Here is a 16,437-nt window from a genome sequence, read left to right on the forward strand (position 1 = left end):
AAAGACTATTTATTCTATTGATCGGAATCGTTCTGTTTATTGCCCTTATGGGGATTACACTTGGACAGAGAAATTCCTTAACCTGGCCGGAGAAGTTCGCCAGAGATTCAATTGGCTTTGTGCAAGGTATCTTTTACAGGCCCGCTTCAGCAATAGCGGGCTTCTTTGAAGATATCGGAAATATGCGGAGCATTTATAAAGAAAACGAACGTTTGAAAATTGCGGTGGCACAGCTTACTACCGAGCAAATTCAAACCCGCAATTATAAAGAGACTAACGTCAGATTGCAGAACGAATTGCAGTTTACTCAGCAACAAAAGGCGAAAAATAACTATGATTGGCGTGTCGCCCAGGTTAACAGCGTGAGCAATGATTCCAAAACGCTCGTGATTGATATCGGATCAAAGGATGGAGCGCGAGTCGGCCAGGAGGTAAGGTCTCTGGAAGGCTTTGTAGGAGTTATTAGCAGAACTGCAAATTTCACCTCTACAGTAACATTGCTGACTACTTTGGATCCTAAAAATCCAAATTCTTATGCGATAGCGGCTACCGCACTAGGGAAAGAGCAAACATTCGGCATGGTGGAAAGCTATGATCCAGTCACCAATACGTTTCAAATGACAAAAATTTCGGAAAATGACCCCATTGCCAAGGGGGATCAGATTATTACGTCCGGTGGAGGCGGGAAATTCCGTAAAAACCTGCTGATCGGCACGGTCGAAAAAATTCAGGTCGGGGAGTTTGGCCAAACACGGACAGCCATTATTAAACCGGCAGCCAGCTTTGTGGATTGGAAGGAACTGTTCGTTCTTTACACTCCTGAGGTACCGGAATAATGAAGATGCGCGGTCAGGTTTTAGTACTGCTGCTGTTTGTACTGTTTATAGCCGAAGGAACGATTCTTCCGTGGCTTCTTCCTGATAGCTGGCATTCAAGGATGATTCCTAATCTCGTGTATGTTGTAATCTTGTTTGTATCTGTGTATTACAGCCGTCATATCGCATTAGTGCTGGGAATTGTGTTTGGACTTATTCATGATGTAGTCTATTACGGGTTTATCATTGGGCCCTACTCTTTTGCAATGGGATTGTCTGTATACTTATTGGGACTTGTTTTTACAGCCAGACGTGCACCAATGCCCATTATGATGGCAGTTGTGTTGATTGGAAGCTTTCTGTTGGACTCTATGCTTTTTGCTATTGATCATTTGTTCCAGCTGAACCATCAGACTTTCGACTGGGCGCTAGCACAGTATATGATTCCTGATTTATTTATCCATTTTCTGTTTGCCCTCATTATTTATGTACCTGTTCGCAAGCAATTGCAGCGTTTGGGTACTCGTGTGAAAAAAGAAGAGGCTGTCTAGGTCTTTTTTCACACATTTTGTCCGGGTTAGCAGGGATTTGACGTCCCGGGGACGAAATGATTGAAATAGGAGGGACAGGCTAATGGCAGTGAAATCGAATCATGTCACGATTAAAGGCATCAAAGACGGCCTGGTATTCCTGCTGGACGATCAATGCGAGTTTGAGGATTTGCTAGGTGAGCTGCGTTTTAAGCTGGAGCACAGTCATCAAAATATTTTAACAGGCCCGATCATTCATGTGGATATTAAGCTGGGAAGCCGGGAAGTGACAGAGGAACAAAAGGAAAGTATTCTGGAGATTTTGAAGCAGAAGGGTAATCTGCTCATACGGTCAATAGAATCTCCCGGGTTGCCTGTGGAAGTGCAGGGAAAGCCGCCTATCCATACGGTGACAGGGATTATCCGGTCAGGTCAAGTGCTTCATCATAACGGGAATTTACTCTTTTTAGGAGATGTTAACCCGGGCGGAATTATAACATGTACCGGTGATATCTATGTCCTCGGTGCTCTGCGAGGCATGGCGCACGCAGGGATGGAGGGCAACAGCGAAGCGATTATCGCGGCTTCCTATTTTGCACCGACACAACTGCGAATTTCCGAAATGATCAGCCGTCCACCAGATGAATGGGAGACACGTGAATCCGGCATGGAGTTTGCGTATCTCAAGGATGGCGCTATGCAAATAGATAAAATGAGCAATATCGTGCGTCTAGGCCGCGATTTTAACGTGTTCAAAGGGGTGTAGCACATGGGAGAGGCTATCGTCGTCACTTCAGGAAAAGGCGGCGTCGGTAAAACGACGACGTCAGCCAATATAGGAACAGCGCTTGCACTGCTTGGTAAAAAGGTGTGTCTGGTGGATACCGATATCGGTCTGCGTAATCTGGACGTGGTAATGGGTCTGGAAAACCGGATTATTTATGATCTGGTTGATGTAGCCGAAGGTCGTTGCCGTTTAAACCAGGCTCTGGTCAAGGATAAGCGCTTTGAGGAGCTTTATATGCTGCCTGCCGCTCAGACTAAGGACAAGAGTGCTGTTACGCCTGAGCAGGTTAAGGATATTATATTGGAGCTTAAAAAGGATTTTGAATATATATTGATTGACTGCCCTGCTGGTATTGAGCAAGGTTTCAAAAATGCCATTGCCGGGGCGGATCAGGCCATTGTTGTAACGACCCCTGAAAATGCTGCTGTACGCGATGCTGATCGGGTAATCGGTTTGCTGGAAAGCTCACATGTAATTTCACCCAAGCTGGTGGTTAACCGCATTCGTAACAGTATGGTTAAATCCGGGGATATGTTAGATATTGATGGGATTTTACAAGTGCTTAGCATAGACCTCATTGGGATCGTGCCGGATGATGAAATGGTGATCAAGTCAGCCAATACAGGAGAACCTACTGTCATGAATCCAGATTCACAAGCAGCGATTGCCTACCGCAACATTGCGAGACGGATTTTGGGTGATACGGTGCCCCTCATGCAGATGGATCAGAAGAAAAGCGTGATGACACGCTTTAAGAAGTTTTTTGGTATGGGTGGATGAAGAAAACAACCAAACACTTAAATAAGTAATGATCTTATTTAAGTGTTTTTGTTTTGTCTTGCTATCCTACATACTAATGTATCCGGTGGATTTACGCCGGTTTTTTTGGCTTTTCAGGAGCGTAATCCTGAACCGGACAACATAAGTTGAAGCCCGTCCTCATAAGATGTATCAAACATACCTCGCTGAGGGGGCTGAACAGGATGCATAAAAATTCCGGAATCAAGCAGCGCAGAGAAGAACGTATACAGCAGCTAATCGCGGGAGGCCAATCTGAACCATATTCCTCTGGCGTATATCAGGACAGGTACGGGAATAGAGGAATGAAGTCAATGCCCGTAATCAATGCAAATCGGCCCAGAGACCCGGAAACCGAATGGAAAAATGAACAGCAACGCTGGCGTCAATCTTTCGGAGAGAATCGCAGTCCGTCTTTTTGGACTACTTTTTGGCGCAGATCAATAATGGCAACTGTGTTATTTGGAATGGTGTGGGGATTGTTTCGCTGGGATATTCCCTACGCGGTGAATTTGAAAATGTTTATCGCAGATTCCTTGAATAAGGATATGGATTTTGCAGCCGCCAGACAATGGTATGGAACTTATTTTGACGGTGCCCCTTCCTTTTTGCCGATTTTTGGCGAGGAGACTGAAACGCACAAGGTGAATGCTGGCCGAAAGGCTTTTCCGCCGATTGAAGGCAATATAACACAGCCGTTTGCATTAAGCCTTAAAGGGGTGGAGATTGCGCCGAATGTTACCAGCAACGGGGTAGTCGTTGTTAAAAGTATAGATGCAGGACGTGTATTGGACATTTTGAATCATCCCAAAAGTGGAACTACAATTACGATTCGTCACACTGGTGGTATTACTGCAACATACGGAAGGCTTTCCCGCTCTACCCTAAAGGTAAACGACTGGGTTCAGGAGGGGGATGAGGTTGGTGTACTTCCAGCAAGCCAAAGCGCCAATGAGGCGGTGACTCTGTTTTTCGCATTACAGAGGGGGGATCAGTATATTGATCCGGCGGAAGTGGTAGCTCTTGATTAATGTCCGGGGTGTGACCTTATCACTGCATCCACTGTTTGTACTGGTCATGTTGACTTCTGTGTTGACTGGACATTTTATTGAGATCATGACCTTGTTTACACTGGTGTTTATCCATGAGTTGGGTCATGCGACGGCCGCTTCGTTGTTGGGGGCACGAGTGCTTTCCATACAGATGCTGCCCTTTGGAGGAGTGGCGGTCATTGAGGATCAGGGGAAGCTCAATGCGTGGAAGGAAATTGTCATAGCGCTGGCTGGACCTCTGCAAAATGGAATCATGATCATCATCCTTTTATGGTTCAGAAATGTGAGCGGGGCTGAGCATGATTATGTAAATTATATCATTCAGGGAAATGCAGTTATTGCACTGTTCAATTTGCTGCCGATTTTGCCGCTGGATGGTGGGAAAATACTGCAGGCGTTGATCAGCTTGTCACTTTCTTATCATCGTACATTAGTGTGGACTTTTCGGGCCAGTATCGTGACGAGCTTGCTATTTTGCATGTATGGAATTTCTCCACTGTTAAGCCAAAATGGACCTGTGCATTTAAATGTGCTGGCAATAGGGATTTTTTTGCTTTATTCTAATATTGTGGATTATCGTAATATTCCTTACCGTTTTATACGTTTTTTGCTGGGGAGGGACGAGCTTTTTTACCGCGAAGCAGCCAAGGGAAGTATTGCCTTACCTATTGTATCCTTACCAGTGAAACATTTGGAGCCTGTTTTGCGTCTTTTTAGAAGAGATCGGTATCATATGGTTTACGTTATGAATGAACAGGGACGGATTGTAGCCGTACTGCCGGAGCAGCGCCTTATTCGCTCTTATTTTGCAGCACGTCCGCCAGATGGTGAGAAACCAAAGCCCAAATAAATGTTTTAAGAGCTAAGGAAGAGGCTGTATCCAGAGAGGTTGAAAAACCATGAAGCAAATGATTGTACAGTGCCAGCAGCAGATGACCCAAATGGCGCTATTGGAAGAGGGTCGATTGGTTGAATATGCGGCAGAGCTGCCACGAAAACGGGGGATTTTAGGTTCTTTCTTCAAAGCGAGGGTAGTCAATGTGCTGCCGGGTATGCAAGCCGCTTTTGTTGACATTGGACAACGAAAAAATGCTTTTTTATATGTGGATGACGTACTTCATGCCCATTTGGACAAGCAGCCGCAGGTAAAGCCGTCCATTTCTGAATTGTTAAAGGTGGGTCAGGAAATTGTTGTACAGGTATTAAAAGAGGCTGTTGGTAGCAAGGGAGCCAGAGTGACGACTCATTTTTCACTTCCAGGTCGTTGGATCGTATACATGCCCCGCGCCGACTATGTGGCTGTATCCAAGAAAATCGAGCGTGAGGGAGAACGTACCCGTTTGAAAGCAATGGGGGAGCAACTGCGCACGGGTGAGGAAGGGATCATTATCCGTACCGTTTCGGAGGAAATGAGTATAGAGGCGATTGAAAATGATCTGGATCAACTACGTCAGCAGTGGGCGCTCATTCAGCGTAAAGCTGGTGAATGCTCTACTCCATGTGAACTACACAGGGATTTGAGCATCGTTCAACGTTTGATTCGGGATGTGTTTACCCCGGAACAGGACGAGCTGGTCATTGACAGCGTGGAGCAAGCGAAGGATGCGGAAATCATGCTGCAACAGATTGGTCCGGCGAAAGCTCATGTGAGCATATTCCGTAGTACAGAAGAAACGATCTTTAATGCCTATGGTATCAACGAGCAGCTGGAACGCGATTTTGCACGAAAAGTATGGCTTCAGGGCGGCGGATACATTGTTATTGATCATACGGAGGCATTGACCGTTATCGATGTGAATACCGGAAAGTTTACGGGCGGCAGCAATCTGGAAGAGACGGTGACCCGGACTAACATCGAAGCAGCCAAAGAAATTGCCCGACTGGTGCGTGTACGCGATATTGGTGGCATTATCATCATTGATTTTATTGACATGGAGCAAGAGGAGAACCGTAGGGAAGTATCCTCTGTTCTGGAGGCCAGACTAAAGAAGGATCGGACCAAATCATATGTTGTGGGCTGGACGCGGCTAGGTCTTCTGGAAATGACCCGTAAAAAGGTGCGCGAGGAAAAGACGCTTGTGTAGAGCAATCTGTAAATCAACATCATATCAAAACTAGAGGTTGAATGTGGATGAGGCTTGTGCTATACTCACTTAGTATGTGTGATGCGTAAGTTTGGCTGCACATGCTGTAACCGCTCCAATCAGGTACTGAAGTGCAGTATCCTTCGGGAATCTGCCACCTGCTATTAGGCGAGTCTGAGAAATAAGGAGGTGCAAGCAAATGTACGCAATTATCGAAACAGGTGGTAAGCAATACAAAGTTCAAGAGGGCGACGTATTGTTCATCGAGAAGTTGGAAGCGAACGATGGTGAAACTGTAACGTTCGACCGTGTTCTGGCAGTGTCTGGCGACAATGGCTTGACAGCAGGTACACCGCTTCTTTCCGGAGCTTCTGTAACAGCTAAAGTTGAGAAGCATGGTAAAGGTCAAAAGGTCATTGTATACAAATACAAACCTAAAAAGAACTATCATGTGAAGCAAGGTCATCGTCAACCGTACACGAAAGTGACGATTGAAAAAATCCAAGCGTAAGAGGGTGCGATAAGTGATTATCGTGCGCATTACACGACTGGAGGATGGCAGCATACAGGGATTTTCTATTAAAGGTCATGCGAATTACGCCAAGTCTGGCGAGGATATCGTATGTGCTGGTGTTTCAGCGGTAACTGTAGGAACTGTCAATTCGATCGGAGCTCTTACGGACGTTGAAATGGAAACAGAAATGGAAAACGGCTTTTTGAGCGCGCATTTTCCCCCTGAAAGTCATCATGTCACAAACGCACAGGTTCAACTGCTGCTGGAGTCCATGGTGATCATGCTGACAAGTATTGCTGAATCATATGGTAAGTATATTCAAATAGAAAATAAACAAAGAAGGAGGTAGACATCATGTTGAAATTGACATTGGATCTTCAATTGTTCGCATCGAAAAAAGGTGTAGGTTCCACGAAAAACGGACGTGATAGCAGATCGAAACGTCTTGGCGTGAAGCGTGCTGACGGTCAAGCAGTTACCGGCGGTAGCATCCTGGTTCGTCAACGCGGAACGAAAATTCACCCGGGCGCGAATGTGGGCATCGGTAAGGACGACACTCTGTTCGCGAAAGTGGACGGCGTTGTGAAGTTCGAACGTTGGGGCCGTGATCGTAAAAAGGTGAGCATCTACCCGATTGACGCTGCTCCAGTAGCGGCTACTGTAGAAGCTTAATAGCGGCTTAGACACGCTGAAAAGCCTCCGGCACTTTTGTCGGAGGCTTTTTTTGCATGATGGTAATGAACTGGAAAGTAAGTCTGTGCTATACTGGATTAAGGTTCTTCAATAATCCATTAATTATGGCAGAACGGAGAGAAGCCATGTTCCAGCGGATAAGAGCGCCTTATTTGGCGTTGGGTTCCATTCTGATTCCTTTGGTTTTTTCACTGCTCTATCCTGAAGGTTTAACGATTATCATATTAGCTGTATGGTCTGTTGCTGCTGCTTGTTTTGGCATGTGGTATACGCATAGACAGGCTGAGAATGAGCGTAAAGCTGCTTTGCGTTCGTTGGAGCGTACAGCTATCGCAACGCTTAACCATCATCGACATGACTGGATGAATGACCTACAGGTGCTTTATGGCTATATTCGTATGAATAAGCATGATAAATCAGCTGATTATGTGGAAACAATAAAAGAGCGCGTGGCCGAGGAGAGTAAAATATCCAAGCTGGGTATTCCTTCACTGGTATTTTATTTGCAGTCTTTTCGCGTAAACGCCGGGAATTTACAGTTGTCGGTACAGGTTGAGGAGCATTTAAAGTTGGACGCTGTCATGTCTCCCGAAGACGGCGAGTCGCTTGCCTCGGCTGTCATAGAAACGGTGCGTGCATATCAATACGGCGGTGGCCGGTCGTCCTGGGGAGAAGTGCACAGATTGACACTATTTTTCGGTATGGATCAGAATGATGTTATTGTCCGCTTTGAAGGAAGTGAAATACCTGCCGATTCGGATTTTTTAAAGCAGGTCAGATCCGTACACGGAAGTGAACGCATTCGAACAGAGAAGCTGCCTACAGGCGAAATGCTTCAAATTCGGATGGAGTGCCAGACATAAGGAAGGTGTAACCATGTTTGTAGATAAAGCGAAGATTTTTGTTAAAGGCGGCGACGGTGGAGACGGCTTAATTGCGTTTCGCCGTGAAAAATACGTTCCCGAAGGTGGCCCAGGTGGTGGTGATGGAGGGAACGGTGGAGATGTGATTTTCCGTGTAGATGAAGGGTTGCGTACCTTGATGGATTTTCGATACCAACGGCATTTTAAAGCCCAGCGTGGTGTAAAGGGGCGTAATAAATCTCAACATGGAGCTAATGCGGAGCATATGATTGTACGCATACCACCGGGAACAGTCATCACTGATGATGATACGGGTGAAGTACTCGCAGATATGACACGCCATGGACAACAGGTTGTCGTAGCAAAAGGAGGGCGCGGAGGACGCGGAAATATTCGTTTTGCTACGCCTAGTAATCCAGCGCCTGAGCTGGCTGAGAACGGTGGCGAGGGACAAGAACGTTATATTACCCTTGAACTAAAGGTGATGGCTGACGTAGGCTTGGTCGGCTTCCCTAGCGTAGGGAAATCTACATTGCTATCAGTCGTATCCTCTGCAAAACCAAAGATTGGCGCCTACCACTTTACAACGATTACCCCGAATTTGGGCGTCGTGGATGTGGGTGATCATCGTAACTTTGTGATGGCTGATCTGCCTGGGTTGATTGAAGGAGCCCATGAAGGCATTGGGCTGGGGCATGAATTTCTGCGACACATTGAGCGGACACGCATTATTATCCATGTCGTGGATATGGCAGGCTCCGAGGGACGCGATCCATTTGAAGATTGGACTAAAATTAACGACGAATTAAAGCAATATAATGCAGCTTTGTCGGAGCGTCCACAAATTGTGGCGGCGAATAAAATGGATATGCCGGAAGCAGAAGAAAAACTGGCGCATTTCAAAGAGCAGGTCGCTGCTATACGTCCCGATCTGGAAATTATGCCCATTTCCTCGCTGACACGCCAAGGCATTAAAGAACTGCTTTATCGGGCTGCTGATTTGCTGGATCAAATACCGGACGAGCCGGTCGTTGAGGAAGTAGCAGAAGTTAATGAGCGTAAGGTATTTAAGCTGGATGCGGCAGAAGATGAAGGCTTTACGATTGTACGTGAGAACGACACATTCGTCGTGCATAGTCCTAAAATTGAGCGCATGATGAAACGCATGCAGTTGAATTCGCACGATGCCATTTTGAAATTGGCAAGAACGCTACGCCACATGGGTGTGGATGCCGAGCTGCGTAAGCGTGGTGCCAAAGATGGTACATCTGTACGGATCGCTGATTTCGAGTTCGAATTCGTGGAAGGCAGCAGCTACTACTAAAAATGAAATAATAGTCTGAGATGGGCGGTTACTGCACTATAGGGATTTCTATAGATGGCAGTAGCCGTTTTTTGTATAGATAGCTTGCCGATTTTCAGGAGTTTCGATATAATGTCCTCTATATAAAAACATAAGTCTTTGAGGAGAGGACGTTCGTGAAAGAGCGCTATTACTTGGTACGGGAAGATATTTTGCCTGAAGCCATTGTGAAGACAATACAGGTTAAATTGCTGCTTGCTTCAGGGGATGTTAAAACCGTGCATGAGGCCGTGGAGCAAGTTGGGCTAAGTCGAAGCGCCTTTTATAAATATAAAGATGGCATTCATTTGGTTAACCAGCTTGAGCGTGAGCGAATTGTCAATATTTCCATTGATTTGGAACATCAATCCGGCATGCTGTCCAGAGTACTTGGCAGGGTGGCAGATTACGGAGGCAATGTGCTGACCATCCAGCAGAGCATTCCGCTGCAAGGCAGAGCCAACGTAGTCATCTCGGTGGAAATGTCCAGACTCAGTGAAGAACTGGGTATTCTACTGGAAGGCTTGGAGACCATCTCTGGCGTCAAACGTGTCCGCCTGATCGGGCAAGGTTAGGGCATACTGCCCATTAGATAAAAGTTAGCAGGAGGGGAATGGATGAAACCGGTCAAAGTAGGATTGTTGGGTTTAGGTACGGTAGGAACGGGAGTTGTTCGAATCGTAGAAGGAAATCAGGAAGATTTGAGCAGACAAGTTGGTTCACCTATCATTATTGAAAAAATAGCTGTAAAAAATATTGACAAATATCGCTCCATTGAAGTGGATGGTGCTAAGCTTACGGAGGACCCATGGGAAGTCATTCGTGATCCTGACATTGATATCATTATCGAAGTCATGGGAGGCGTTGATCAGACCAAGGAGTACATTCTGGAAGCGCTGGAGCGAGGCAAGCACATCGTAACAGCCAATAAGGACTTAATGGCTTTGCATGGCTCCGAAGTATTAGCTAAGGCGCAGGAAAAGCAATGTGATGTTTTTTATGAAGCTAGCGTAGCGGGCGGGATTCCGATCATTCGTACGTTAATTGAAGGTTTTTCCTCCGATCGTATCACCCGTATTATGGGAATTGTGAATGGTACGACAAATTTCATTTTAACTAAAATGAGCCAGGAGGGAGCCTCGTACGAGGAGGTTCTCAAGGAAGCGCAGGAGCTTGGATACGCTGAAGCCGATCCGACCTCAGATGTAGAGGGGCTGGATGCCGCTCGTAAAATGGCGATTCTCGGCACGCTTGGTTTCCGTTCTAATGTAGAACTCAAGGATGTCAGTGTCAGCGGGATTTCGAAGGTAACCAGTGAGGATATCGCTTTTGCCAAAAAGCTAGGCTATGAAATGAAATTGCTTGGCATTGCAGAGCGTCAGGGTGATGAATTTACGATCAACGTTCAGCCGACGATGGTACGCAAGCAGCATCCATTGGCTTCGGTGAATGGGGTATTCAATGCAGTGTATGTGCATGGTGAAGCAGTGGGTGAAACGATGTTTTATGGTGCGGGTGCAGGCGAAATGCCGACGGCTACATCGGTTGTGGCTGATCTGGTAGCTGTTGTGAAAAACCTCAAACTCGGCGTAAATGGGCTTAAAGCAATAGTACCTTACAACCCCAAAAAAATCAGTAATGACGAAGATGTATATTTCAAAAATTTCGTGCTGTTGCATGTGGATGATAAAGCAGGGGTATTGGCACGGATTACGCAGGTATTTGCTGAATTCAACGTCAGTCTGGCATCTGTTGTACAGCAACCGAATGAGGCTAATCCCGATGCGGAAATTATTATTGTAACGCATTTGGCCAGCAAGGCGAGTATGAAAAAGGTTTTGGAGCATTTTGAAACTTTGGACGTGATTCGCCGCATCAAGAGTGTATATCGGGTAGAAGGATAGTCCATAAAAGCAGGAGGAATTGTCTGTATGACCGTTTTGAAAACAGCAAGGGTGCGTGTGCCTGCGAGTACCGCTAACCTAGGCCCCGGTTTTGATACATTGGGCATGGCGTTATCCTTATATGCATGGATTGAACTGAAAGAGGCCGAACAGACGGCTTTCCATCTGTACGGAGACGAAATGACTGGTGTTCCCCAAGATAAAACAAATCTGATTTACAAGGTAGCACAAATGGTTTTTCGAGAAGCTGGCGTAGCTGTACCTGAGCTGGATATTTCGATGTACTCGGATATTCCGCTTACCCGTGGTTTGGGCAGCAGTGCCTCCGCCATTGTAGGCGCTCTAGTGGCTGCCAATACGCTGATCGGCTCGCCTCTGTCGGCCTCCAAGTTGTTTGACATGGCAACTGCCATTGAAAAGCATCCAGACAATGTCGGAGCCTCCCTGTTTGGCGGAATTATTACTGCAGTGTGGGATGGCGAGCATGCCAAGCACATACGGATTGAGCCGGATGCCAATCTGGAGGCTATCGTAATCATTCCAGAGTTTCAATTGTCTACGTCTAAGGCCAGAGAGGTGCTTCCCGAACAAGTATCCTTGAAGGATGCCGTATACAATGTTAGTCATGCTTCGATGCTTGTGGCAGCCTTGGCATCAGGCCGAACAGAGTTGATCGCTGAAGCGATGAGTGATCGGCTTCATCAGCCTTACCGTGCGAAGCTTGTACCGGGTATGACGGAAATCCTCGAGAATGCACACCATCATGGTGCCCTAGGCGTGGCTCTCAGCGGGGCTGGACCGACACTCCTGGCGTTGACCGATCGTCGGGAAAATCGGAAAGTGGAGCTGGAACAGTATTTAACGGATACGATGAGTAAACAGGGTATCAATGCCTCCGTGTTAAAATTGCGTCCAGAGAGTGAAGGCGTTAAAGTATATAAGGAAGGGGATACAATCCCTTTTATGGATATAATTAAAGGGGAGCTGTGAAATGAAACGAATAGCACTTCTTCCAGAGGGGACCGTTTCTCATGAAGCAATTAAGTATTTGCTAGGAGATACGCCCTGTGAATTACTATTTTATAAGCACATAGCAGACGTGTTTCAGGCAGTAGACAAGGGAAAAGCAGACTACAGTGTCATTCCCATTGAGAATACGATTGATGGCTCTGTAAGTTTACACATGGATTGGCTTGTACATGAAGTAGATATTCAGATGCAGGCAGAATGGGTATATCCTTCTATTCAAAATCTTATTGGCCATCGCAGTGAATTTATCAATGACCAAAACGAGTTGGATTTGAGCAGAGTGGTCAAAATTATGTCTCATCCCGTAGCGCTTCCCCAGTGTAAAGAGTTCATACAGGCCTCTACTCCTCAGGCTGATTTGGAGAGTGCAGGAAGTACGGCGGAAGCTGTCGAAATTGTTAAGCACAATCCTGGCAAAGGCTGGACCGCTCTTGGAACCAGGCTTGCCGCCTCCAAACACGGATTGGATATTTTGTCCAGTAATGTGACAGATCACGACAACAACTTTACCCGTTTTGTCCTGATTGGCCATCAACCTATCCATCTCCCGCGTATCCCTGAAGGTCAGCGAACCAGTATTCTGGTCACACTGCCGAAGGACTTTCCAGGAGCACTGCATCAGGTGTTATCCGCGTTTGCGTGGCGCAGGTTGAATCTGTCTCGCATCGAGTCGCGTCCAACCAAAAAGCAATTAGGGAATTATTATTTTTATATTGAAATTTTGGAATCTCTGCATTCCGTCCTGCTCCCGGCAGCCTTTGCAGAGATTGAGGCTTTAGGGTGTCATGTGCGTATTCTTGGCTCTTATCCAAGCTACAAGTATGTTGAAGCAGCAATCGAACCTGTTGTAAAGGAACAATAATCGGAGGTGTCATACTAATGGCAGAACAATGGATTTATCTGGATGGACAGCATGTAACGAAGGAAAATGCAAAGGTTTCCGTGTACGATCACGGCTTTTTGTACGGAGACGGTATATTTGAAGGAATTCGTATTTATAACGGCAATATTTTCAAATGTAAAGAGCACTTGGATCGTCTGTATGACTCTGCGAAATCCATTCAGTTGACCATTCCGTTGTCTCAGGATGAAATGCTGGAAGCGATGGCTGAAACGATCCGCCTTAACGAAATGCGCAACGGATATATCCGTCTGATTGTGTCTCGCGGCGTAGGGAATTTGGGCCTCGATCCTCTTCGGTGTGCGAAGGCAAGTGTCATCATTATTGTGGAGCAGCTTGCTATTTACCCGGAGGAAGCGTATTTGACCGGTCTGAAGACAATCTCTGTCTCCCAGCGCCGCAACATCCCAGATGCCTTGAATCCGAAGATTAAATCGTTGAACTATCTCAACAATATTCTGGTGAAGATCCAATCGAACTATGCTGGTGTGGGTGAGGCTATTATGCTCAATTCCCAGGGTTATGTGACAGAGGGCTCCGCGGACAACATTTTCATTATCAAAAATAGAGTACTCTATACACCACCTTGCTATTTGGGGGCACTTGAGGGGATTACCCGTAATGCGATCATCGAATTGTGCGCCAAGCTTGGATATACGCTCAAAGAGCAGCCTTTTACATTGCATGATGTTTACGTGGCGGATGAGGTCTTTTTCACCGGAACTGCAGCGGAAGTGATTGCAGCTTATGAAGTGGATGGACGTACGATCGGTTCCGGCGTTGCTGGTCCAGTGACTTTGGAACTGCTGGCCGAGTTCCGGAAGATCGTGGATCAGGATGGCTATAAAGTGTGGCAAAACTAAAATAACAGTGAATCCTTTTGACTGGATGCTCGTGAGAGTGTTTGGTTGAAAGGATTTTTTTGTTTGTATGGGGTCATTCGCCCGGGAGGTGCATAGGATGTAATAACAGAAGCCGGGCGTTTATCCCGCCCGAACGAAAGCTAGGAGGTTTGTGGCCTGTGAAAATACACATCGTCAAAAAAGGTGACACCCTGTACGTGCTGGCACAGAAGTATAATGTGGCACTGGAGAAAGTTATTGCTGCCAATCCCCAATTGGCTGACCCTAACCAGTTGAGCATTGGCGAGAAAATCAAAATCCCGACAGATCCTGTTATGATGGAAACACAACCGTCAATGGTGTATCAGCACAAGGTTAAGCAAGGAGATACCTTGTGGAAGTTGTCCAAGGCTTGGAATGTACCGCTTAAGCTAATTATTGACGCCAATTCCCAGCTTAAGAATCCCAATGCTCTTTTGGTTGGAGAAACAGTTAATATTCCACACTACAAGAAAGAAGCTTCTGACCCTGACCCTGTGGAAAATAAAAAAAATACCGCAGTTAAACCAGAGACGATGCAGCCTAAACCTGAGTCCCCAACCAAGCAAGAGCTTACCCAGCCTAAGGAGGAGTCGAATCAGCCTAAACCGGAGAATATCCCTAGTCCTAATGAACAGCTGACCCAGCCGAAAGAAACAGAGAATCCTCCTAAGCTTCCCGAATTAAAACTGCCGGAAGTTCCCGTGGTACCGGTGAATCCTGCTCCGCCTCAAATACAACCCATAGTTACCCAACCGGCTCCACCTCCACCTCAAATGAAACCTATAGTTACTCAACCGATTGCAACCAAGCCACAGCTTCCAGTAAATGTGGAGAAGAAGCAACCCGTAACTGAAAAGTTTTGTGGTAGCACAAGCTCAAAGTCGATGATAAATTCTCCATGGCCAGTACAGCAGCCGACATTTGATTACAGCCCACAAATAAATTCAATGCCGAACTCGTGGTATCCGGGTATTGGGTCTCCTCAACCCTGGGGGAATGCTTCTGTAAATACCTCCTTTGCAGAAAATGCCTCTCCTTCTGTAGCTCCATTTCAGGGTTATCATCATGACTGTGAGCATCCATGGAGTTGGGGACCTGTGCAAACAGCACCTATAAATGCCAATCCAACACCTTATCCTGCCTATTCAGATTGCTGCATCCCTGGATATTATCCGAGTCATGAAGCGTCTGAAAATACATCCTATCCTGTCAATCCGGCATTTATCCATCAATGCTACCCACAGCACCCTGAGAGTGTAGTTCAGGGGAGCCAGTGGGGCCATGAATGGGGAGGACCTCAATATGGTATGCCTGCAGGTGGATACGTGTCCGACTATAGCCAGTTACAAGGACAACAGTCAGCGAATTCTCCCTATCATCCATTCGCACATGCGAATGCACCTGTGTACCCACTAGAGGGATATACGACACCCTACATGTTTATGCCGGACTGTGGTCGCAGGGAAGGGAACACGGAGTCTGCAACATTCCAGGGAGTTCAGGACAATGCTAACAATCTGACTGTTTCCTCTCAAAATGAAGCTGGTTCTTCCACTAAACCAAAAGACGGTAACGCGCGTAAAGGTAAAACAAAGGTCGAATCTAGCAGTACAGCCAAAGAAGAAAAATCCCAAGCTAAGATTTCGGGGAATAATAGTACTGCAACGAAGCAAAAGAAACGCAAGCTGACAACAGCAGCATCTCGTTCTTCATCCTATAGCACCAACGCACGTAAAAATCCATGGATTAATGACTGATAAAAAACCTGAATAAAAGAGATGGGAAACTGCATAGTAGAGATACAGTTCATTAATGACAAAACCTAAAAGAGTGATATTAAGAGACTATTATTCTGCTTATAGGAATGATGGTCTCTTTATTTAAATACAGTTAATTGTTGATATGAAAAAAAGTGTTGCTAATTAGGATGTTTATGTGTTATATTCTTATAGCTGTCTTTTACGAGATGGTAAGCAACACAAGGCAAAGAAGAATGCTTAAAAAATCTTCTTGAAAAAAAGTGTTGCAAAGATTTGAAAAACATGATATATTATTTAAGTCGCCGCTGAGACGCGGTGGTGAAACGAAGCAAGAACAAAAGTAAGATATGATGTAGATTTGATCTTTGAAAACTGAACAACGAGTGAGTACGGATTTTGCTTGCAAAATCCAGCGCTGAGATTTGGTACATGCCTTCAGGCTGTATGGAATCGAAGCAAACAATGAGATATTTTATCTCGT

General features: G+C 46.0%; 18 protein-coding genes and 1 other annotated feature. All 18 genes read left to right on the forward strand.

Annotated elements, in window-relative coordinates; genetic code table 11:
• The first annotated feature begins 11 nt into the window (after positions 1-11).
• On the forward strand, positions 12-836 hold the full coding sequence (mreC, locus tag KQI_RS0117250) for a rod shape-determining protein MreC (RefSeq protein ID WP_326117848.1): 825 nt from the start codon (positions 12-14) through the stop codon (positions 834-836).
• Positions 836-1,366 carry a rod shape-determining protein MreD gene (gene mreD / locus KQI_RS0117255; protein ID WP_010348096.1) on the forward strand — a complete coding sequence of 177 codons (531 nt, stop codon included), beginning with the start codon at positions 836-838 and terminating at the stop codon, positions 1,364-1,366. The genes mreC and mreD overlap by 1 nt, the downstream gene beginning before the upstream one ends.
• 82 nt (positions 1,367-1,448) lie before the next feature.
• The gene (gene minC, locus KQI_RS0117260) at positions 1,449-2,111 is read left to right on the forward strand and encodes a septum site-determining protein MinC (protein ID WP_010348098.1); all 663 of its coding nucleotides are present in this window, start codon (positions 1,449-1,451) and stop codon (positions 2,109-2,111) included.
• Between the two features lie 3 nt (positions 2,112-2,114).
• Complete coding sequence (gene minD / locus KQI_RS0117265; protein WP_007431694.1) at positions 2,115-2,912, forward strand: septum site-determining protein MinD; 798 nt, start codon at positions 2,115-2,117, stop codon at positions 2,910-2,912.
• Positions 2,913-3,115: 203 nt separating this feature from the next.
• Entirely contained in the window at positions 3,116-3,961 is an 846-nt protein-coding gene (locus KQI_RS0117270) for a M23 family metallopeptidase (RefSeq protein ID WP_010348099.1), read from the forward strand.
• Entirely contained in the window at positions 3,954-4,832 is an 879-nt protein-coding gene (locus KQI_RS0117275) for a M50 family metallopeptidase (RefSeq protein WP_010348100.1), read from the forward strand. Before KQI_RS0117270 ends, KQI_RS0117275 begins: the two co-directional genes overlap by 8 nt.
• A gap of 49 nt (positions 4,833-4,881) precedes the next feature.
• Positions 4,882-6,066 (forward strand): Rne/Rng family ribonuclease, encoded by a 1,185-nt coding sequence (locus KQI_RS0117280; RefSeq protein ID WP_010348101.1) that lies wholly within the window; start codon positions 4,882-4,884, stop codon positions 6,064-6,066.
• Positions 6,067-6,164: 98 nt separating this feature from the next.
• Positions 6,165-6,252: a sequence feature (ribosomal protein L21 leader region), on the forward strand.
• Positions 6,253-6,265: 13 nt separating this feature from the next.
• Positions 6,266-6,577, forward strand: a complete 312-nt coding sequence (gene rplU / locus KQI_RS0117285; RefSeq protein ID WP_007431690.1) for a 50S ribosomal protein L21 — start codon at positions 6,266-6,268, stop codon at positions 6,575-6,577.
• A 13-nt stretch (positions 6,578-6,590) separates the two neighbouring features.
• Positions 6,591-6,929 (forward strand): ribosomal-processing cysteine protease Prp, encoded by a 339-nt coding sequence (locus KQI_RS0117290; protein ID WP_010348102.1) that lies wholly within the window; start codon positions 6,591-6,593, stop codon positions 6,927-6,929.
• A gap of 5 nt (positions 6,930-6,934) precedes the next feature.
• Positions 6,935-7,252: a 50S ribosomal protein L27 gene (rpmA, locus tag KQI_RS0117295; protein WP_007431688.1), complete on the forward strand. Its 318-nt coding sequence runs from the start codon at positions 6,935-6,937 to the stop codon at positions 7,250-7,252.
• A gap of 146 nt (positions 7,253-7,398) precedes the next feature.
• Entirely contained in the window at positions 7,399-8,136 is a 738-nt protein-coding gene (locus KQI_RS0117300; protein WP_029390210.1) for a Spo0B domain-containing protein, read from the forward strand.
• Positions 8,137-8,149: 13 nt separating this feature from the next.
• The gene (gene obgE / locus KQI_RS0117305; RefSeq protein ID WP_010348104.1) at positions 8,150-9,460 is read left to right on the forward strand and encodes a GTPase ObgE; all 1,311 of its coding nucleotides are present in this window, start codon (positions 8,150-8,152) and stop codon (positions 9,458-9,460) included.
• Between the two features lie 155 nt (positions 9,461-9,615).
• Positions 9,616-10,053 (forward strand): ACT domain-containing protein, encoded by a 438-nt coding sequence (locus KQI_RS0117310; protein ID WP_010348105.1) that lies wholly within the window; start codon positions 9,616-9,618, stop codon positions 10,051-10,053.
• A 42-nt stretch (positions 10,054-10,095) separates the two neighbouring features.
• A complete protein-coding gene (locus KQI_RS0117315) occupies positions 10,096-11,382 on the forward strand; it encodes a homoserine dehydrogenase (protein WP_010348106.1) in 1,287 nt (428 codons plus the stop codon).
• A 27-nt stretch (positions 11,383-11,409) separates the two neighbouring features.
• Positions 11,410-12,372, forward strand: coding sequence for a homoserine kinase (gene thrB / locus KQI_RS0117320; RefSeq protein WP_010348107.1), 963 nt, complete (start codon positions 11,410-11,412; stop codon positions 12,370-12,372).
• Between the two features lies 1 nt (position 12,373).
• The gene (gene pheA / locus KQI_RS0117325) at positions 12,374-13,273 is read left to right on the forward strand and encodes a prephenate dehydratase (RefSeq protein ID WP_010348108.1); all 900 of its coding nucleotides are present in this window, start codon (positions 12,374-12,376) and stop codon (positions 13,271-13,273) included.
• Between the two features lie 17 nt (positions 13,274-13,290).
• Positions 13,291-14,175, forward strand: a complete 885-nt coding sequence (gene ilvE, locus KQI_RS0117330) for a branched-chain-amino-acid transaminase (protein ID WP_010348109.1) — start codon at positions 13,291-13,293, stop codon at positions 14,173-14,175.
• A gap of 158 nt (positions 14,176-14,333) precedes the next feature.
• Positions 14,334-15,953: a LysM peptidoglycan-binding domain-containing protein gene (locus tag KQI_RS0117335; RefSeq protein WP_010348110.1), complete on the forward strand. Its 1,620-nt coding sequence runs from the start codon at positions 14,334-14,336 to the stop codon at positions 15,951-15,953.
• Positions 15,954-16,437 lie beyond the last annotated feature (484 nt).

It is taken from the genome of Paenibacillus peoriae KCTC 3763 (assembly GCF_000236805.1).
GTDB lineage: Bacteria > Bacillota > Bacilli > Paenibacillales > Paenibacillaceae > Paenibacillus > Paenibacillus peoriae.